This is a genomic window from Bradyrhizobium sp. WBAH42 (genome assembly GCF_024585265.1).
GTDB lineage: Bacteria > Pseudomonadota > Alphaproteobacteria > Rhizobiales > Xanthobacteraceae > Bradyrhizobium.
The window spans coordinates 4,177,059-4,195,976 of the sequence record NZ_CP036533.1 but is presented as its reverse complement, the minus strand read 5'-3'; the positions used below and the strand labels follow the sequence as shown (position 1 = coordinate 4,195,976).

Here is an 18,918-nt window from a genome sequence, read left to right as displayed (position 1 = left end):
CCGCCTTATTCCGGAAAATGGCTCACGACGACGTAGCCGAGCGTGCCGGCCAGGATCGTCACGAAGGAATAGCCGTAGAGATCGATCGACCAGGGTTGCACCAGCATGACGATGCCTCCGCTGATCAGGGTCATCGCAGCCGTCTCCCAGGGGCCGCGTCGGAACCAGCGAGAGACCACGCCTTTGGCGACTGCAGCAGAACCGCTCATTTGCGCACAGCTCCGAAGGTGATGCCGCGCAGCAGGTGCTTGCGCAACAACACGGTGAACAGGACGATCGGCACGACGAACAGGGTGGTGGCCGCGGCAACGGCCGGCCAATCCTGCCCACCCTCCCCGATGATGAAGGGGATGAAGGGCGGCATGGTCTGCGCCTCGCCGCTGGTCAGGAGAACCGCGAACGCATATTCGTTCCAGGAGAAGATCAGGCAGAAGATCGCCGTGGCTGCGATGCCCGTGACGGCTTGCGGCAACACCACCTTGCGCAGCGCCTGCAGCCGCGTGTAGCCGTCGACAAGAGCGGCCTCCTCGTATTCGCGCGGGATCTCGTCGATGAAGCCCTTGAGCAGCCAGACCGCGAGCGAGACGTTCACGGCAGTGTAGAGCAGGATCATTCCGAGCCTGGTGTCGGTCAGATTGAGCTGCCGGTACATCAGATAGATGGGGATTGCGACGGCAACGGGCGGCATCATGCGCGTCGAGAGAATGAAGAACAGAAGGTCGTCAGCCAGTGGAATGCGAAAGCGCGAGAAAGCGTAGGCCGCGAGCGTGCCGAGAAAGACGGCCAGGAAGGTCGAGCCGAACCCAATGATCAGCGAGTTGACGAAGCGCGGCACGACCTTCGACGGTCCGGCAATGACCATGTCGCGCTGACGCACGAGCTTGTCGTACCACGTTTCCGGCGGCGGCAGCTTGGCGATGAAGTCCGGCGTTTGCCGGGTGCGCACGGTGAACAGGTTCACATAGCCTTCGAGGGTCGGCTCGAAGAAAACCTTGGGCGGATATGCGATCGCATCGCTCTGAGATTTGAAGGCGGTGGCGACGATCCAGACCAGCGGCAGGATCGTGATCACGGCGTAGAGGATGACGAGGCTACCTGCCACCATCTTTGCGCGCGGCGACGCTTCGACGATGGAGTGCGCGGAGGACTTGGTGAGGACGGCGGTCATCGTTGCTTCACCTTGTTGAGCGCTTTCACGTATATGTTCGCCGCACCGAACACGGTGACGAACAAGATGATGGCGAGCGCACTGGAATAGCCGGTGCGCCACTTCTCGAACGCCGCGCGCTTCAGCGTGATCGACACGAGCTCGGTGGTCGAGCCCGGGCCTCCGGACGTCAACAAATTGACCATGTCGAACATTTTGAAATTCTCGATCGCGCGGAACAGCACGGCGAGCATCAGGAATGGAACCGTCATCGGCAGCGTGATCGACCAGAACTGCCGCCAGGCCGAGGCGCGATCGACTTCGGCCGCCTCATAAATGTAGTCGGGAATGGAGCGAAGCCCGGCGAGGCAGATCAGCATGACGTAGGGCGCCCACATCCAGGTGTCGACCAGCACGATGGTCCAGGGTGCGAGCGAAACCTGCCCGGTCATGCTGAACGAGCTCGGCGGCACGCCAGTGAACAGACTGATCAGATAGTTGAATGGCCCGATCTGCGGCTGCAGCAGCAGCGTCCAGAAATTGCCGACCACGGCCGGCGACAGCATCATCGGCAGCAGGATGATCGTGGTCCAGAAGCTGTGGCCGCGAAACTGGCGGTTGATCAGGAGCGCCAGGCCGAAGCCAATGACGACCTGAAACGCGACGGACCAAATCACGAACTGCGCCGTGGTCTGCAGCCGGAACCAGACGTCCTCGTCGGTGAGGATGTCGGTGAAATTGTCGAGACCGACGAAGCGCAGCGGAAGATAGGACATGCTGAGATTGAGGCTGGTGAAGGACAGCCGGATCATCCACACCAGCGGAAAGATGTTGATCGCCAGCAACAGCGCGATGGTCGGCGCCACGAACAGCCAGGCGATGGTCCGGTCCGACAGTCCGCGGACAGGTCGCGCAGTGCGAGGTTTGACGGGCTCGCTCATGCCGGGAAATGTAGCATCGTCGGGTTGAAGGATCGTGGTCATCTTGTCCATCGGCTGGCTGGCTCGGGTTCCCGAGGCGCATACGCCCCGGGGTAACGTTTCGGTCGAGGCGAGGCCTAAGACCTATTGCGAGGCGACCTGCTTGCCCTGCTCCTTGAAGACCTTGGTCCAGTCCTTGACCAGGAGATCGAGCGCCTGCTGCGCCGTGCCCTTGTCGGCGACGACGTAGTCATGCACCCGCTTCTGCATGTCGAGCAGCAGTTGCGCGTAGGACGGCTCGGCCCAGAAGTCCTTGACAATGCCCATCGATTCCAGGAATTGCGGCGCGAATGCCGCGCTCTTCGGGAAGTCGGGCGCGTCGACCACCGCCTTCAGCGCCGAGTAGCCACCGAGCTGCCACCACTTCTGCTGCACGGCGGGCTGCGCGAACCACTTGATGTAGGCCAGCGCGTCGTTCTTGCGATCGGAGGTCGCTACGACCGAGATGCCCTGTCCGCCGAGCTGGGTGAAGTGTCCGTTCGGGCCGGCCGGATTGACGAAGAAGCCGATCTTGTCGCCGCCGACATTAGGATCCTTGTAGAGGCCGGGGAAGAACGCGAACCAGTTCATCTGCATCGCCACCTGACCGGACTTGAAGGCGTCGAGCCCCTCCTGCATGTAGGCGTTGGTCATGCCCGGCGCCGTGCAGCACTTGTAGAGCTCCTTGTAGAACTCGAGCCCCTTGGTCGCCTCGGGCGAATTGACGATGCCCTGCATCTGGTACGGCTTCTTGGGATTGTCGTAAGCGAAGCCGAAATTGTAGAGCACGTTGGTCACGCCCATGGTGATGCCTTCGGAGCCGCGCTCGGTGAAGATGTAGGCGCCATAGACCTTCTTGCCGTCGATCTCGCGGCCCTGGAAGAACTCGGCGACCTGCTTCAGCTCGTCATAGGTCTTCGGCGGCGCCAGGTCGCGGCCGTACTTGGCCTTGAACGCGGATTGAATTTCGGGCCGCGAGAACCAGTCCTTGCGGTAAGTCCAGCCGACCGCATCCGCCATGGCCGGCAGCGCCCAATAGTTCGGCGAGTTCTTCGGCCACTGCGAATAGCCGACGACGGTCGCCGGGACGAAGTCGTCCATCGAAATCTTCTCCTTGTCGAAGAAATCGTTGAGCTTCACGTACCACTTGTTCTCGGCGGCGCCGCCGATCCACTGACTGTCGCCGATAATCAGGTCGCAGAGCTTGCCATGGGAGTTGAGCTCATTGAGGAAGCGATCGGCATAGCTTGTCCACGGGACGAACTCGTATTTCATCTCGATGCCGGACTGCTTCGTGAAGTCCTTGCCGAGCTCGACCAGCGCGTTGGCCGGATCCCATGCCGCCCAGCACAGCGTGAGCTGCTTACCTTGGGCCGCAGCTTCGCCTCCGCCAAATCCCCCCAGCAGCGCCACCCCAAGAACCGTGGTGGCCGCCGAGCCTCTCAACCAATTGAATGTCCGCATATCCGTTTCCTCTCTCGTTGAAGCATCTAACCCGCTCGGCGCGTCCTGCCGGAACGACGCCAAGACCCTGAAACCGAGTTTGAGGAGCGATGAATGAAGGACGAGACGGACCGCTTCCGGAGACGGCTCCGGAATGGCTTGGGCTCCTCCCACACATCGGCCCGATGCGTGATGTTTAGTTTTTTTGTAACACTAAACGTATTACTAAATTTCAGAGATCGTCAAGCCCCGTTGGTCGCGAGTCTGGCGAAAGGCTTACGGCGTTCGCGTGTAAGCGAGATGTTCGCAGTCGCAGCGAAAACGTCGGAAGATTTGCCGAATGCGACCGCCGCTGTCGCCTGCCAGGAGCAATCCAGCCCATCCGAACAGCAGGAGAGTCGGAAGGTCGGCCCTCGCCGCGTGTTTAGCAAACTACTTTACTGAATGTTCAATGAAGCAACTTCGGCGGCGCGAATAGCTCCCTCGTCGTCCGAAATCCGACGACGGCCGCTTCGCGGCTTAGAGCACGCCGGCGACGCGCAGTGCCTGCTCGAGCGCCTGCAACTCACCGCGTGTCGCCACCGGCTGCGGCGGCCGCGCCGCGTCGCACGACAATCGTCCGAGCAGCTTCAGGCAGGCCTTGAGGCGCACGGTCGCGCGTCCTCCGGGCGGGTCGCGGTAGATCGCAACGGCAAGCGGATACAGCTTATCGTGCGCGGCGCGCGCCCGCTCCCAATCGCCGGCTTCCGCAGCACTCCAAAGGCCCACCACGAGTTCCGGCACGACGCAGGCGAGGCTGACCTGGCTACCGGCCGAGCCGACGATGTAGCTTGTCAGCAAATGCTCGTCGCCCGAGCCGAGCACGACGAAGTCCGGTCGCAGCTTGCGTATCAGCCTGAGATTCTGTTCGTAGGCCGCAACCTCCCAGCTGCCCTCTTTCACCGCGACGAAGCGGGCATCGGCGACCAGCCTCGTCAGCAGCGGCGGCGCGTAGGCCATGGCTCCCGCGCCGACCGGCGCGGCGTAAAGCATCAAGGGCACCGTCGTGGCATCGCGGATGCGGCGGTGATGCTCGATCACGCAATCATCGGCATGGCCAAGCGCCCAGCTGTTGGGAGGAAACACCAGCAGCCCATCCGCGCCGGCCTGTTCCAGCGCAGCCGCCTCGCGCGCGGCCTCCAGGCTCGATTCATGGTTGACCCCGGAGACGATCAGGCAGTCCTTCGGCGCGTGCTGACGCGCCAGCTCCACCACGCGCCGCTTCTCAGCCAGCGACAGCACGAAGTTCTCGCCGGCGTGGCCGTTGACGAGGAGCCCATTGATTCCAGGTGTAGATGCCACCGAGATGAGATGGCTTGCGAGCTGCGCCTCGTCGACCTCGAAACCGGGCGTCATCGGCACGATGGTGGCGGCGTGAATGCCGCGCAGGCGGTCGCTGAATGTCCGCATCTTGGCCGATTAATGGATGATCTGATCGAGGAACGTCCGTGCCCGTTCCGACTTCGGATGCTTGAAGAACTGCTCCGGCGCAGCCTGCTCGACCACCTTGCCCTCGTTCATGAACACGATGCGGTCGGCGACCTCGCGGGCAAAGCCCATCTCGTGCGTGACGCACAGCATGGTCATGCCCTCCTCCGCAAGCTTCTTCATAGTCTCCAGCACCTCCTTGACCATCTCGGGGTCGAGCGCGGAGGTCGGCTCATCGAACAGCATGATCTTGGGACGCATGCACAATGCGCGTGCGATGGCGACGCGCTGCTGCTGACCGCCGGAGAGTTGCCCGGGATATTTCTCCGCCTGGTCCGGAATCCGCACCTTGGTCAGGAAATGCATGGCGAGATCCTTGGCCTCGACCGCACTCATCCCGTTCGCGGTCATCGGTGCCAGAGTGCAGTTCTCCAGCACCGTCATGTGCGGGAACAGATTGAAGCTCTGGAACACCATGCCGGTGTCCCGCCTGACCGCATCGATGTTCTTGCGCTGATGATCGAGCTCGACGCCGTTGACGTAGATCAGACCCTCGTCGTGCTTCTCGATGTGGTTGATGCAGCGGATAAGCGTCGATTTGCCCGAGCCTGAAGGACCGCAGACCACGATCTTCTCGCCCTTGGCGACCTTGAGATCGACCTCGTTCAACGCGGTGAAGTCGCCATAGTGCTTGTAGACCGCCTCCATGCGGACCGCAGGCACCTCACGGAGCTGCGGCTGCATTGTTGCACTTTCGGCCCTCGCCATCGATGTCTCGCTCATGCCCGGGCCTCCACACTCGCCTGCGCAACCGGCGCGCTCGCTGCGACCCGCCTGGTTTTTGCGGCACTCGATCGACCGAAATGCTTTTCGAGCCGGCGCTGAACCGCGTCCCAGACCGAGGTGAGGATCAGGTAATACGCGGTTGCAGCGGCATAGACTTCGAGGATCTGGAAATGCTCCTGCATCAGCATGTCGCTGCGGCGCATCAGCTCCTCGACCGAGATCACGGAGGCAAGCGAGGTCGCCTTCAACAGCGAGTTGATGGAGTTGCCGAGCGGCGGGATCATCAGCCGGAACGCCTGCGGCAGGGTCACGCGGCGGAACGTCACCCAGGGCGACAGGCTGAGCGCCCAGGCCGCCTCACGCTGCCCCGCCGACACCGCCATGAAACCGCTGCGCACGATCTCGGCGAGATAGGCCGCCTCATTGAGGATCAGGCCAACGAGCGCGCAGGTGATCACGCTGAACTTGATGCCGAGCTGCGGCAAGCCGCTGTAGATCACGACGAGCTGGATCAGGAGCGGCGTGCCGCGGAAGAACCAGATGTAGAAGCGCGCGGCACCCGCGAGCACCGGATTGGACGACATGCGCAATAGCGCGATGCCCATGCCGAGGATCAATCCGCCGACGACCGCCGCCACCGTCAAGCCGATGGTGACGAGCACTCCCTTCATGAGGAAGTAGTTGAAGAAGTAGCTGACGGCGGCCGTCGGACTGAAAAGGCTCATCGGCTCGTCTCCGTAGGTTTCAGGCCGGACCGGGGCCGGCGATCGCAAGCGGCTGGTCAGCCGGCATGGCGGTCAGACCGAACTTGTCGAACAGCGCCTGATAAAAGCCGTCGGCGCGCATCGCGTTGAGCGCCTTGACGACGGTATCGGCGACCGTCTTGTTGCGGAAACCAAGCGTGGTCCTGGCCGTGCCGAGCCCACTCAGGACTTCCTTCACGCGACCACGGCCGACGAGATCGCGTGCCACGCTGTCGACCAGCAGCGCATTGTCGACCTGGCCCGCAAGCAGCGCGCTAATGACGTTGGTCGCGGTCGGGAACGTCCGCATCTCGACGGCCGCTCCGCCCTTCGCCACGCTGGCATCGCTGAGCTTCTTGAGCCAGTTCATCTGGTAGCTGCTGACCTCGACTGCGGATGATTTTCCGATCAGATCGTTTTCGGTAGCAATTCTTGTGCCGCTGTCGGGGGCGACCACGACCGAGATCGCCTGAATGGCATACGGCACCATGTACATCAGCTTCGAGCGTTCCTCGGTCCAGAACATGCCGGTATTGACGCCGTCGATGCGCGCTGCGCCCAAGGCTGGAATCATGGCCGGAAAATCCATCCGAACGAGTTCGACGGGAAGACACAACCGCTTGCCGAGCTCGGCGGCGAGCTCGACGTTGAGACCTTGCAGCTGACCGTCCTTGTCGACGAATTGCTGCGGCGGGTTGGTGGGGTTGATGGAGAGCTGCAATTTGCCCGGCGCGATCAGATTGTCGTCGGTGATCGCGGGCGTGCAGGCGGCATGCACCGCCGTGGATGCGAGAACGAGTGCGGCAGCCGCACCCAAGCGAAGCAATGTCGAGACCATGGATACCTCCAGTAAGACGCCAATGACCGATACAGTTCCTCGCTCGGGATTCCCCTCGACGCTTATTGGATGCGGCCGGCCGGATCTCGCGACACGGCAGGCAGCATCGGCTTCGACCTGCTCAAGCCGGTCCCGACATCGGCCTGAGCTGGATGCGCATGAAGTTCTTCACCAGGGCTTCGAACGGACCAAAGCCCTTCACCTTCAGGAATTCCGGCGTCTCGAACGCCCACCTGCCCGCGACCTCGTACATCGCGGCATATTTCGGCCCGTCGCCCACCGAGACGAAGCGCTTGGCCGAGAGCCAGCCGGGACAAGCGAGCAGATCGGGAAAATGCTTCTGCTCGTACCAGGCGTTGAACGCAGCCTCGTGCTCGGGATCGATGTCGACCCGCACGATATGGATGAAGGCTTCGTCCGGCATCAGCTCGCCCCTCACGCTAAGTGCGGATGTCGCCGGCCGCGCGCGCCGCGCCGACCGTCGCTGCGATGGCATCGCAGAGCGCGGGCAGAACCGGCAGCAGCGGCGGCCGCGGATCGGCGTTGCGGATCAGGCCAAGGGCCTTCAGCCCGACCTTCATGCGGGTGTGCATGTCCATGATCGGCGCAGGCCCGTAGATGGCGCGGACGATCGGATAAAGCCGCTCGTTGACGGCGCGCATGGCCTTGAGGTCGTCTGCGAGCGAGGCCTGCCACAGCGCTACGAATAAATCCGGCGCGAGGCTGACGAGGCCGGAGAGAATGCCGTCGCCGCCGACGGCGAGCTGCGGCAGGAACCAGTTGAAGTTCGACGGCAGGATCGCGACGGAGGGATCGGCCTGCTTCACCGCCCGCCGGTTCTCGTCATAGGCCAGCATGGTGTCGCTGCCTTCCTTGACCGCGATGACGCTGTCGAGTGCGGCGATCTTGGCGAGAGTTTCCGGCGAATAGCCGAAGCCGGATGCCAGCGGGTATTGGAAGATCGAGACCGGAATTCCGATCACGGAGCTGACTGCCTGCACGAAAGCCAGCGGCGCGCGTGAGGTCGCCGAGGCGCCGCCGCCGAGCGGCGCGGGCGGGAACAGCACGGCGCAATCGGCGCCGGCCGCTTCCGCGAGTTGGGCCTGGTGAATCGCTTCCGCGGTCGAATGCGCGATGATGCCGGCCAGCAAGGGCTTGGCGCCGATCTGCTTGCGCGTCCGCTCGATCACGGCCTGACGCTCGTCGTCCGACAGCGACCCGCCCTCACCCGCGTGGCCATTGACGAACACCGCCGCGATTCCGTCCGGGCACGCGCAATAGTCGAGCACACGGGCGTAGCCGTCCCAGTCGATCGAGCTGTCGTCTCTGAAGGGCAGCACGGTCGCGACCGTGACGCCGCGCAAATCCGGTTTCTTCCTCGCCTTGCTCATGACGGTTTCCGTCGCGGAAATTTCAGGCTAGCGCGCGCCTTCAGCACTTCGAGGCCGCCCTCGTTACGGGCGCTCGCTTCCCAAATGATGGTGCGGGTCTCGTCGTGCTGCTCGGCAATCCAGACATCGAAGGTGAGCGTGTCGCCGTAGAACACGGGACCTGTGAACCAGAACCGGTCCTCCACCGACACGCCGATGGTGCCGACCAGCTCAGAGGTGAGGATGCTGGTGCAGAGGCCCGCAACCATGATCCCCGGCGCCAGCCTGCGGCCAAAGCGCGTCGCGCCGGCATAGACCTCGTCGACATGGACGGGGCCGAAATCGCCGGTCGCGGCGATGTAGAGCGCGCCATCGGCCTCGGTGATGGTCTTGCTCAGGCTGACCCTCTCGTTGACCTTGAGATCGTCGAAGGATTTTGGCTCGTACATGGCTCAGCCCTTCGCGAAGGGAACCAGCGTTGCAGTGCCGTCCACGACGGTCGCGCCGGAGGGCGACAGCGTGCAGGTGACGCGGCAGACCGCGTCATCGCCGTCGACCGAGACGATCTCGACTTTGGCCTCGACTGAGTCGCCGACGATCACGGGCGCAGCGAAGTTCAGCACGATGCTGCCGATCCGCCGCGTGGGCCCACCGAGCTGGCTGAGGCAGGTGGTGGCGAGACCGCCGACCGCGAGCTCGAAGGCGACCATGTTCGACGCGCCGGCTTTCTTGGCGCGGACGACATCGACATAGAGACCGCCGAGATTGCCGCTGATGCCGGTGAACATCGCCTGCTCGGCCACCGTCATGGTCTTGCGAAAGGCAAAGGCGGCGCCGGGCTTGAGAGGTGCGTGAGACATCGATCGCTTCCCTAAAGCTGCAAGCCGTTCTTGATGGTGCTGCGCGCAACCAGCATGCGATGGATTTCGGAGGTGCCGTCATAGATGCGGGTGACGCGGGCGTCGCGATACATCCGCTCCAGCGGCAGGTCCTTGCTGAAGCCCATGCCGCCGAATACCTGGATGGCGCGGTCGACGACGCGGCCCTGCATCTCCGACGCTGCGACCTTGATCATCGAGACCTTGTCGCGCGCATCCTTGCCCTGATCGATGTCCCAGGCGGCGTTCATCACCATCATCTTCACGCCGAAGATCTCGGTGGCAGAATCGGCGATCAGCTTCTGCACCATCTGGAAATCGCCGATCAGCTGGCCGAACTGGCGCCGCTCGCCGGCGTGCCTGCGCATCATCTCCAGCGCACGTTGCGCCATGCCGACCGCGCGTGCGCCGATATGGGCAAGCCGGATCTGGAGCACGCTCCGCATGATCAGCTTGAAGCCGCCACCGACCTCGCCGAGCACGGCCGCCTTCGGGATGCGGCAATCCTCGAAGCTCAGCTCGGCGTGGCCATAGCCGCGATGACCCATCATCGGCTGGGTGCGCGCGACCTTGAAGCCGGCCGTAGCTCGGTCGACCAGGAACAGGGTGATGCCACCGCGGGCGCGCTTGTCCTTGTCGGTCAGCGCCATCAGGATGATGTAATCGGCGATGTCGCCGTCGCTGATGAAGTGCTTGGTACCGTTGAGCACCCATTCGTCGCCGTCGAGATGCGCCGAGGTGCTGATCGACGCCGCGTCGGAGCCGGCGCCGGGCTCGGTGATCGCCATGGCGCAGATCTTGTCGCCCTTCACCGTCGGCAGCAGATAGCGCTCGACCTGATCGCCTTTGCAGGCCATCAGCATCGGATAGACCTGGCCGAACACGCGGCGGATCAGCGCATCTGAAGTCTTGCCGAATTCTTCCTCGACCAGGCAATGCTCGACGCAAGTTAGCCCGCCGCCGCCGACATCCGCCGGCATGTTCATGGCATAGAGGCCGAGCTTCTGTGCCTTGGCCTTGGTGACCGCAAGCGCTTCAGCCGGCACCGTGGCCGTCTGCTCCACGACGTCTTCGAGCGGCTGCACCTCCGTCTCGACGAAGCAGCGGACGGTATCGACCAGAAGGCGCGTCTCTTCGGGGATTGAAAAATCGATCATCGCGCCACTCCGACGGCCTTGCCGGCAACCATCGCGTCGATCTCCGCGGCGTCGTAGCCGATCTCGCCTAGCACCTCGCGCGTCTGCGCACCGAGCCGCTGCGGCACCAGCCGCACCTCGGGCGTCTGCCCGTCATAGCGCGCGGGATGCGCGACCATGCGGATCGGCGCGCCGCCTGCACTCTCGGCACTCTTGAACACGCCGAGATGCCTAAGCTGAGGATCGGTCTCGAGGTCGCGATAATCCTGCACCGGCGCGTGCCAGATCCGTGCGGCTTCCAGCGCGGGCAGCCAATCTGCCGTCGACTTCTGTTTCAGGCGCGCCGCAACGATCCGCGTGATCTCCTCACGCTTCGAAAAGCTATCGCCCTCGCCGAACTGCTTCAGCTCCTCGCTGTCGAGCGCGACGCCGAGCGCCTTGGGCGTGGCCATGGAGATCGCCATGTGACCATCTGCCGTCGCGTGAATGCCATAGGGACCGGGGCTGAACCAGGCCGCGATGCCGGACGGACCGCGCGACGTCGGCGATGGCGCGCCGTTGAGCCAGGCCGTCAGCGGCTCGACCTGGAGATCGAGCGCGGCCTGATAGAGGTTGACCTCGACGAGCTGGCCCTTCCCGGTCTTCGTTCGGGCAAACAGCGCCGCAAGGATGCTCATGGCGTAGAGCGAGGCGGCATGCTGATCGACGATGACGGCGCCGACCGCCGTCGGCTCGCCGTCCGCGCGCCCTGTCCGCATCGCAAGGCCCGACATCGCCTGAAGCAGCAGGTCCTGCCCCGGGCGATCCTTGTACGGTCCTTCCGATCCGAAGCCGGTGGCTACCGCATAGATCAGGCCGGGGTTGATTTCCTTGAGTGTGTCGTAGCCGAGACCGAGCTTGGCCATGGTGCCCGGGCGAAAATTCTCCATCACGACATCTGACGTCGCGACCAGCTTCTTCACCGCGGCAATGGCATCGGGATGCTTGAGATCAACGGCGAGACTGCGCTTGTTGCGCCCCGTGGCCAGATGATTGACGCTATCGCCTGCGATGAAATGATTGGCGACCGCCCAGTTGCGCTGAAACGCGCCCTCGATCGGTTCGACCGCGATGACATCGGCGCCGAGATCGGCCAGCGTCTGTGCGGCCAGCGGGCCCGCGAGGTAATGATTGAAGCTGAGGATCTTGACACCGTCGAGCAGATTCATCCGTTCACACCTCAAGCAGCCGCAACCGGCGCGCCGCGCCACACCAGATCGAATGTCTTGACCAGGGCACGCGCGGCCGCATCCTGCGCAGCCGGCAGCGGCAGGCGCGGCGGACGCGGAAGGCCGGCCGCAAAACCCATATGATTGAGCAGCGCCTTGCTGCCGGCGACATAGGCCTGGCCGCCGACGAATTCGATCACCGGCAGGTATTTCAGATAGAGCTCGCGCGCTTCCTTGATCGCGCCGTGGTCGGCCACGAGGCTGAAGATGCGGGCCATCTCCGCCGGGACGACGTTGGAGGCCACGGCTACCCAGCCCTGCGCGCCCTCGACGAAGGACTCGAAGCCGAGGATGCCGCCGAACACGGTCATCCTGTCGCCGCAGAGGCGGATGATGTCGCGCACCCGCGTCACCTCCAGCGTCGACTCCTTGATATAAAGACAATTGTCGATCTCGGCGATGCGCGCCACGAGCTTTGGCTTGAGATCGACATTCGCGGTCGCCGGATTGTTGTAGACCATGATCGGCAGCGAGACCGCATCGGCAACCGTCTTGTAGTGATGGACGAGCTCGTCGTCGGTCGGCGTCGAATAGAACGGCGGGATGATCATCACGCCGTCGGCGCCCAGTTTTTCGGCACGGCGGCTGAGGCGCACCACCTCGCGCGTGTCCTCCGCGCCGGTTCCGATCAGCACCGGCACGCGCCCGGCGGCCTGGCGAATGACGACTTCCGCAACCAGCGCCTTCTCTTCGTCGTCCATGGACAGGAACTCGCCGGTCGAGCCGAGCGGGATCAGCCCGTGGATCCCCTGCGCGATCTGCCAGTCGACGAAGGCGCGCAATGCCGCGACATCGACCTCGCCAGCTGCCGTGAACGGGGTGATCATGACGGTGTAGGTGCCGCGGAACGTCTTCATCGCGGTACTGCCGGGCGCTCGGGTGAATTCAGACGCCGCGGGCAGACTGCGGAATATCCGCAGTTCTTATGCAAACGTTTGCATAAATGGCTCTGCATTGGGCAACACCATCCATTTTTTGAGCTTGATCCGTGTAGAATATGCTCATAGCGTTTCTGCAATCGTTTGCAGTCTATCGGCAGGTTGGATGAGCGTCACGCTCAAAGATGTGGCACAGGCGGCCCGCGTTTCAGTCAGCACGGCTTCCCGGGCGCTGACGGGAACCGGCCTGACCAGCGAACGTACGCAACAGCGCCTGTTGCGCATCGCGCGCGAGCTCGGCTATCGGCCGAACCCGATCGCGCGCGGATTGAAGACCGGGCAGTCGCGGCTCGTTGCTCTTCTCGTCCACAATCTCACCAACGCCTCGTTCCAGGTGATGGCCGAAGTGGTGCAGGCGCGCCTGAAGGCGCTGGGCTATCAGATGCTTCTGTGCATCGGCGGCGACGATCCGCAAGCCGAGAGCGACACCCTCACCACGCTGGTCGATCATCGCATCGATGGCTTGATCGTGGTGCCTACAGGCAAGAACGGCGCGCAGCTCGAGACGCTCTCCAAGGACGTGCCGATCGTCTGCCTGGTGCGGCGCGACGATGCGACCGATCTCGAGACCGTGCTCGCCGACGATCCGCAAGGCGCTTATCTGGGCACGCGTCATTTGATCGAGCTCGGGCACAAGCGCATCGGGCTGATCGTCGGCCGTCAGGACACCACGTCCGGCCGCGAACGCTTGTCCGGCTATGTCCGCGCCCTGCGCGAGGCCGGCATCGCCAGGGACGACACATTGATTCATGCCGGCCACTACGTGCCCGAAACCGGCGCGACCTGCGCGCGCAAGCTGCTCGACCTCCCCCGCCCGCCCAGCGCGATCTTCGTTGCCAATCACGAGGCAACGCTCGGCGTGCTGCGCGTCACCGCGGAACGGAACATCGCCGTTCCCGATGATCTCTCGCTGCTCTGCTATGAGGACATGCCGTGGTTCGAATGGCATCGCCCGGCCATCAGCATCGTCGACAACGGCGCGCGCGATCTTGCCAATCTCGCCGTCGACCGGCTGCTGCATCGCATGGACGCCAAGGGAAATAGCAGGGGCAATGGCAGTGATGGCGTGCGCGAATATCGCGTCGGCGCGCGGCTGGTCCAGCGCGACTCCTGCCGCCAGATCGACGCACCAGCTCCTGCGAAATCCGGCAAGTCCAAATCGTCTTCATCCAAATCGTCTGCAGCCAAGTCCGCGAAGGTCTGATCGATGCCCTATGTCGAAGTGCTCGCCCCGCCAGTCCCATCCGAGCGCAAGGCCGCGCTGGCGCGGTCGGTGACCGACGGCCTGATGTCGGCGTTCGGCGTCACCGCTGATACGGTCACGCTCTATTTCCTGAACATTGCGCCCGACGACTACGCCCACGCCGGCAGGTTCGGCGCGGAGGCCACCGGTCAGCGCATCCTGCTCAAGGTCCATGCCTTCCGCCGCAGCGAGGCCGAGCGGCGCGCTGCCGCCATCGCGCTGACCCGCGCCGTATGCAGCGCCTATGGCGTGCCGGGCGACGACGTCGCGGTCTACTTCTGCGATCGCGACCGCAGCGAAGTCTCCCACGATTCCAAGCTCGCCAGCGACTGACGGGGAGCACGCCATGGACCGCTTCTACAGCCAAGACCAGAAAGCCCTGCGCGAGACCGCCCGTCGCTTCGCAGAAGCGGAGATCCTGCCGCGCGCTGCGGCGATCGATCGCGAAGACCGCTTCGACCGCGTGCTCTACAAGGGCATGGCCGATCTCGGCCTGTTCGGTATCTGCCTGCGCGAGGGCGCCGGCGGCGCCGGTCTCGATGCGGTGGCGGCCTGCATCGCGATGGAGGAGCTGGCGCGCTGCTCCGGCGCGGTCGCCAACGCCTTCGCGATTCCGGTCGAGGCCGTGCTGTTCTTCGATCATCACGGCACCGAGGCACACAAGGCGCTGATCCCAAAAATTCTGAGCGGCGACATCATTCCCGCGACCGCCGTCTCCGAGCCCGATCACGGCTCCGACGTCGCTGGTATCCGCACCAACGCGGTACGGGAGGGCTATGGCTGGCGGCTCAACGGCACCAAGGCCTGGGTGACGCTCGGCGGCGTCGCCGACCGCATCATGGTGTTCGCGCGCACCGGCGCAGACGCGGGCCACCGCGCCATCTCCTGTCTTCTCGTCGACGGCGCCCTGCCCGGCGTCGCGCGCGGCAAGAACGAGGAGCTGCTCGGCATGCACGGCCTGGACGACTGCCAGATCACCTTCTCCGACGTGCGCCTGCCATCGGACAGCGTGATGGGGCCGGAGAACCAGGCCTTCAAGATGGCCATGAGCAATTTCAACTTCAGCCGGCTGATGATGGCCTCCATGGCGCTCGGCATGGCGCAGGCCGCGTTCGAGGACGCCACGACTTACGCCAAGGACCGCAAGCAGTTCGGCCAGGCCATCATCGGCTATCAAGCGGTGCAGTTCATGCTCGCGGACATGTCGACCGACATCGCGGCTGCGCGCCTGCTGATCCATCACGCCGCGCGCCTGCACGATGCTGGCGAGCCGATCGCCAAGGAAGCGGCACAAGCAAAGCTGTTCACCACCGACATGGCGATGAAGCACGTCTCCAACGCGCTGCAGATCCACGGCGGTAACGGCTATTCGCGCGAGTACCGCATCGAGCGGATCTTCCGCGACGTTCGCCTCGCCCAGATCTACGAAGGCACCAACCAGATCCAGCGGCTGATCATCGCCCGCCAGGTCGAGAAGGAGGCCGCGTGAGGGCATGCTGAGCATCATCACAGCGGCGGAGGCCGCCGGCCTGATCCGCGACACCGACACGCTGATCGTCGGTGGCAATGGCGGCACCGGTGCCGCCGAAGCCATTCTGGATGCGCTGGAGCAGCGTTTCCTCGGCGGTCAGGGCCCGCACAATCTGACGCTCATCAACATCACCGGCGTCGGCGCCGTGACCGAAAAGGGCCTCTGCCATCTCGCCCATGAAGGCCTGATCGCGCGCGTCATCGGCGGCAATTTCGGGCTCCAGGTGCCGTTCATGCGCCTCGTCCGCGACGAGCTGATCGACGCCTACAATTTTCCGCAAGGCGTGATGAGCCAGCTCTGCCGCGCCGTGGCCGCCAAGCATCCCGGCGTGCTCACCCATGTCGGCCTCAACACCTACATGGACCCGCGCCAGGACGGCGGGCGCATGAACAAACGCACCACCGCGCCGCTGGTCGACCTGCTCGAGCTGCACGGCCAGTCCTGGCTGCTCTACCGCGTCCCCGCTCCGCCCGACGTCGCCATCATCCGCGGGACCTCGGCCGATGAGGACGGCTATATCAGCATGGAGCACGAGGGCACGACGCGCGAGGATCTGTCGATTGCGCAGGCCGTGCACAACGCCGGCGGCACCGTGATCTGCCAGGTCAAGCGCATCGTGAAGCGCGGCTCGATCCATCCGCAGATGGTGAAGATCCCGGGCTTCCTGATCGACCATGTCGTGCTCGAGCCCGAGCAGATGCAGACCTACGGCACCGCCTATGACCCGGCGCGCTGCGGCGAGACGCGGGTTCCGGAGGCGATGATCACGCCCGATCCGCTCACCGAGCGGCGGGTGATCGCCCGCCGCGCCGCTTTCGAATTGCGCCCGCGTGACGTCGTCAATCTCGGCGTCGGCATCTCCGCGATGATCCCCAATGTCGCCGCCGAGGAAGGCATCTCCGACCTGATCACGCTGACGGTGGAATCCGGCGTGGTTGGCGGCGTGCCGGGTCATGCCCGCGAGTTCGGCACCGCGATCAATCCGCGCGTCATTCTCGACCAGGCCTATCAGTTCGACTTCTATGACGGCGGCGGCCTCTCCTGCGCCTTCCTCTCCTTCGCCGAGGTGGATGAAGCCGGCAACGTCAACGTCACCCGTTTCGGCGAGCGCCGCGACGGCTCCGGCGGCTTCATCGACATCACGCAGAACGCCAAGCGGCTGATCTTCAGCGGCACCATGACCGGCGGCAAGCTCGACATCGGTGTCGAGAACGGCCGCCTCGCGATCCGGCGCGACGGCGCTTTCCGCAAGTTCGTCCCACACGTCGGCCAGATCAGCTTCAGCGCCACGCTTGCCGCTCAGCGCGGCCAGCACGTCAGCTACGTCACCGAGCGCGCCGTGTTCGAGCTGGAGAACGGCAGCGTGACGCTGACCGAGATCGCGCCGGGCGTACGGCTGGAGGAGGACATTCTGGCCCATATGGGCTTTCGCCCACGCATCAGCCCGCAACTGAAAGACATGGACCCGCGCATCTTCCGCTCCGGGCCGATGGGGATTGCGCAGAGCTTCAAGGCGCTCCCGGCGCGGCCACGGAAGGTCGCCTGAGGGACCAGCATGGACACGAGCGCCCCGACCAATCTCCGCTACGAAGATATCGCGCTCGGCGCGGAGTTCGAGACCGCCGTGCACACCGTGACGGAGGCCGATATCGCGGCCTTCGCCGACGTCACGCGCGATCATCATCCGCTCCATGTCGATGGCGCCTATGCGCGCTCCCGCGGCTTTCCCGCGGTGATCGGCCATGGCCTGTACGGCCTGTCGCTGATGGAAGGGCTGAAGTCGGAGCTGAAGCTGTATGAGGAGACTTCGGTCGCCTCGCTCGGCTGGGACGAGGTCAAATTTAGAGGTCCCATCGTCGCCGGCGATCGCTTGCGGGTGCGCTTCCGCTTCATCGAGAAACGGCCGACCAAAAACCCCGCGCGCGGCATCGTCGTCGAGACGCTCGATCTCCTCAACCAGCGCGACGAGGTGGTGACCGCGGCGCGCCACATCTCGCTGATCCTGACCCGGCAAGCCGGTGCTGCGGCGGCCACATGACGAGACAATGAAGAAGACTTTGGGCCGGAGAACGGCTCCTCTGCCATCCACGATTTGATCGGAGTATTCAGATGCGATTTGCAAAAACCTTCTCCGCCCTCGTCCTGCTGGCCGGCCTGACGCAGGCCGCCGGAGCCCAGACCTGCACGCCGAAAGTGCCGGCCTCGAGCCTGATCGAGGCGCCGAAATGGCAGATGTCGATCAACCCGACGCTGCCGCCGCAGCAATTCGTCGACGACAAGGGCGAGCTGCAGGGCCTCAACGTCGAGCTCGCCCGCGAGATCGCGAAGCGCATCTGCGTCGAGCCGGTGTTCCTGCGTATGGACTTCCCGCCGATGATCCCGGCGCTGCGCTCTGGCCGCTTCGATGCCATCAACACCGGCCTGTTCTGGACCGAGGAGCGCTCCAAGATGCTTTACCTCGTGCCTTATGCCCAGCAGGCGATCAGCATCTACACCGACCCCTCCTCCAGCCTGAAGCTGGAGAAATTCGAGGACCTCGCCGGCCGCGTGGTCGGTGTGGAATCGGCGACCTACACCGAGCGCAAGGCGCGTGAGTTCAGCACGGCGATGGAAGCCAAGGGCCTCAAGCCGATCGAGCTGCGCACTTTCACCACCGTCACCGCCACCTCCGCGGCGCTGCGCGCCGGGCAGCTCGAAGCCGCGCTCAACATCAACGAGACCGCCAACTCGCTGGAGCAGAAGGGCATCGCCAAGATCTGGGTCCGCGACATCGCGGGCACCGACATCACCTTCGCCTTCCGCGACAAGCTGCTGGCCCAGGCCGTTGCCGAGGCACTAACGGCGATCCGCACTGATGGCACCTATGACAAGCTGTTCGACAAGTTCGGCATGACCAAGTTGAAGGCGACGACGTTTGCGATCCGTGGGGATGGGCCGACGAATTGACAAGCAAGCGCCGCCTTGATGTCCCCGCGCACGCACCGCGCACACGTAACCGTCTGATCAACTGATGATGTCGGACTCGCGCTCCGTGATGGGCGCCATGGAGAAGCGATAGCGCTGATACTACAATGAGTTATCATCCGACCGGGATGCGCGTTCAGATCGCAGTGCCGGCCACCGCCGCTCGGCGGCCAGTAGCACGGAACTTGCATAAATTCTGGGCGACAT

Annotated in this window: 21 protein-coding genes; 6 read left to right on the top strand and 15 right to left on the bottom strand. The window is 64.2% G+C overall.

Annotated elements, in window-relative coordinates:
- Positions 1-5: 5 nt before the first annotated feature.
- The 15 genes from DCG74_RS19430 to dapA form a co-directional block, all read right to left on the bottom strand.
- On the bottom strand, positions 6-134 hold the full coding sequence (locus DCG74_RS19430; RefSeq protein ID WP_257187333.1) for a hypothetical protein: 129 nt from the start codon (positions 132-134) through the stop codon (positions 6-8).
- Positions 135-205: 71 nt separating this feature from the next.
- Complete coding sequence (locus tag DCG74_RS19425) at positions 206-1,168, bottom strand: carbohydrate ABC transporter permease (RefSeq protein WP_172784538.1); 963 nt, start codon at positions 1,166-1,168, stop codon at positions 206-208.
- On the bottom strand, positions 1,165-2,139 hold the full coding sequence (locus DCG74_RS19420; protein ID WP_172784537.1) for a carbohydrate ABC transporter permease: 975 nt from the start codon (positions 2,137-2,139) through the stop codon (positions 1,165-1,167). The genes DCG74_RS19425 and DCG74_RS19420 overlap by 4 nt, the downstream gene beginning before the upstream one ends.
- A gap of 72 nt (positions 2,140-2,211) precedes the next feature.
- Entirely contained in the window at positions 2,212-3,570 is a 1,359-nt protein-coding gene (locus tag DCG74_RS19415) for an ABC transporter substrate-binding protein (protein WP_172784536.1), read from the bottom strand.
- A gap of 498 nt (positions 3,571-4,068) precedes the next feature.
- A complete protein-coding gene (locus tag DCG74_RS19410) occupies positions 4,069-4,998 on the bottom strand; it encodes a dihydrodipicolinate synthase family protein (protein WP_172784535.1) in 930 nt (309 codons plus the stop codon).
- Positions 4,999-5,007: 9 nt separating this feature from the next.
- Positions 5,008-5,799: an amino acid ABC transporter ATP-binding protein gene (locus tag DCG74_RS19405; protein ID WP_373569489.1), complete on the bottom strand. Its 792-nt coding sequence runs from the start codon at positions 5,797-5,799 to the stop codon at positions 5,008-5,010.
- A complete protein-coding gene (locus DCG74_RS19400) occupies positions 5,796-6,527 on the bottom strand; it encodes an amino acid ABC transporter permease (RefSeq protein ID WP_172784534.1) in 732 nt (243 codons plus the stop codon). Before DCG74_RS19400 ends, DCG74_RS19405 begins: the two co-directional genes overlap by 4 nt.
- Positions 6,528-6,546: 19 nt before the next feature.
- The gene (locus DCG74_RS19395; RefSeq protein WP_172784533.1) at positions 6,547-7,383 is read right to left on the bottom strand and encodes an ABC transporter substrate-binding protein; all 837 of its coding nucleotides are present in this window, start codon (positions 7,381-7,383) and stop codon (positions 6,547-6,549) included.
- Between the two features lie 121 nt (positions 7,384-7,504).
- Entirely contained in the window at positions 7,505-7,807 is a 303-nt protein-coding gene (locus DCG74_RS19390; protein WP_172784532.1) for a DUF4286 family protein, read from the bottom strand.
- A gap of 16 nt (positions 7,808-7,823) precedes the next feature.
- Positions 7,824-8,774 carry a dihydrodipicolinate synthase family protein gene (locus DCG74_RS19385; protein ID WP_172784531.1) on the bottom strand — a complete coding sequence of 317 codons (951 nt, stop codon included), beginning with the start codon at positions 8,772-8,774 and terminating at the stop codon, positions 7,824-7,826.
- Positions 8,771-9,202 carry a MaoC/PaaZ C-terminal domain-containing protein gene (locus DCG74_RS19380; protein WP_172784530.1) on the bottom strand — a complete coding sequence of 144 codons (432 nt, stop codon included), beginning with the start codon at positions 9,200-9,202 and terminating at the stop codon, positions 8,771-8,773. The genes DCG74_RS19385 and DCG74_RS19380 overlap by 4 nt, the downstream gene beginning before the upstream one ends.
- A gap of 3 nt (positions 9,203-9,205) precedes the next feature.
- Positions 9,206-9,613, bottom strand: coding sequence for a MaoC/PaaZ C-terminal domain-containing protein (locus tag DCG74_RS19375; protein ID WP_172784529.1), 408 nt, complete (start codon positions 9,611-9,613; stop codon positions 9,206-9,208).
- Positions 9,614-9,624: 11 nt separating this feature from the next.
- On the bottom strand, positions 9,625-10,788 hold the full coding sequence (locus tag DCG74_RS19370; RefSeq protein ID WP_172784528.1) for an acyl-CoA dehydrogenase family protein: 1,164 nt from the start codon (positions 10,786-10,788) through the stop codon (positions 9,625-9,627).
- On the bottom strand, positions 10,785-11,975 hold the full coding sequence (locus tag DCG74_RS19365) for a CaiB/BaiF CoA-transferase family protein (RefSeq protein WP_172784527.1): 1,191 nt from the start codon (positions 11,973-11,975) through the stop codon (positions 10,785-10,787). The genes DCG74_RS19370 and DCG74_RS19365 overlap by 4 nt, the downstream gene beginning before the upstream one ends.
- Positions 11,976-11,986: 11 nt before the next feature.
- Positions 11,987-12,892, bottom strand: a complete 906-nt coding sequence (dapA, locus tag DCG74_RS19360; protein ID WP_172784526.1) for a 4-hydroxy-tetrahydrodipicolinate synthase — start codon at positions 12,890-12,892, stop codon at positions 11,987-11,989.
- Between the two features lie 187 nt (positions 12,893-13,079).
- Here dapA and DCG74_RS19355 point away from each other — a divergent pair, with 187 nt between their 5' ends.
- The 6 genes from DCG74_RS19355 to DCG74_RS19330 all read left to right on the top strand — a co-directional run bounded on the left by DCG74_RS19355 (position 13,080) and on the right by DCG74_RS19330 (position 18,693).
- Positions 13,080-14,177 carry a LacI family DNA-binding transcriptional regulator gene (locus DCG74_RS19355; protein ID WP_172784525.1) on the top strand — a complete coding sequence of 366 codons (1,098 nt, stop codon included), beginning with the start codon at positions 13,080-13,082 and terminating at the stop codon, positions 14,175-14,177.
- A gap of 3 nt (positions 14,178-14,180) precedes the next feature.
- Positions 14,181-14,549 carry a tautomerase family protein gene (locus DCG74_RS19350; protein ID WP_172784524.1) on the top strand — a complete coding sequence of 123 codons (369 nt, stop codon included), beginning with the start codon at positions 14,181-14,183 and terminating at the stop codon, positions 14,547-14,549.
- 13 nt (positions 14,550-14,562) lie between these two features.
- Complete coding sequence (locus DCG74_RS19345) at positions 14,563-15,705, top strand: acyl-CoA dehydrogenase family protein (RefSeq protein ID WP_172784523.1); 1,143 nt, start codon at positions 14,563-14,565, stop codon at positions 15,703-15,705.
- 4 nt (positions 15,706-15,709) lie between these two features.
- Positions 15,710-17,293, top strand: coding sequence for an acyl CoA:acetate/3-ketoacid CoA transferase (locus DCG74_RS19340; RefSeq protein ID WP_172784522.1), 1,584 nt, complete (start codon positions 15,710-15,712; stop codon positions 17,291-17,293).
- Positions 17,294-17,302: 9 nt separating this feature from the next.
- On the top strand, positions 17,303-17,785 hold the full coding sequence (locus tag DCG74_RS19335; RefSeq protein WP_172784521.1) for a MaoC family dehydratase: 483 nt from the start codon (positions 17,303-17,305) through the stop codon (positions 17,783-17,785).
- A 71-nt stretch (positions 17,786-17,856) separates the two neighbouring features.
- Positions 17,857-18,693, top strand: a complete 837-nt coding sequence (locus DCG74_RS19330; RefSeq protein WP_172784520.1) for an ABC transporter substrate-binding protein — start codon at positions 17,857-17,859, stop codon at positions 18,691-18,693.
- Positions 18,694-18,918: the final 225 nt, after the last annotated feature.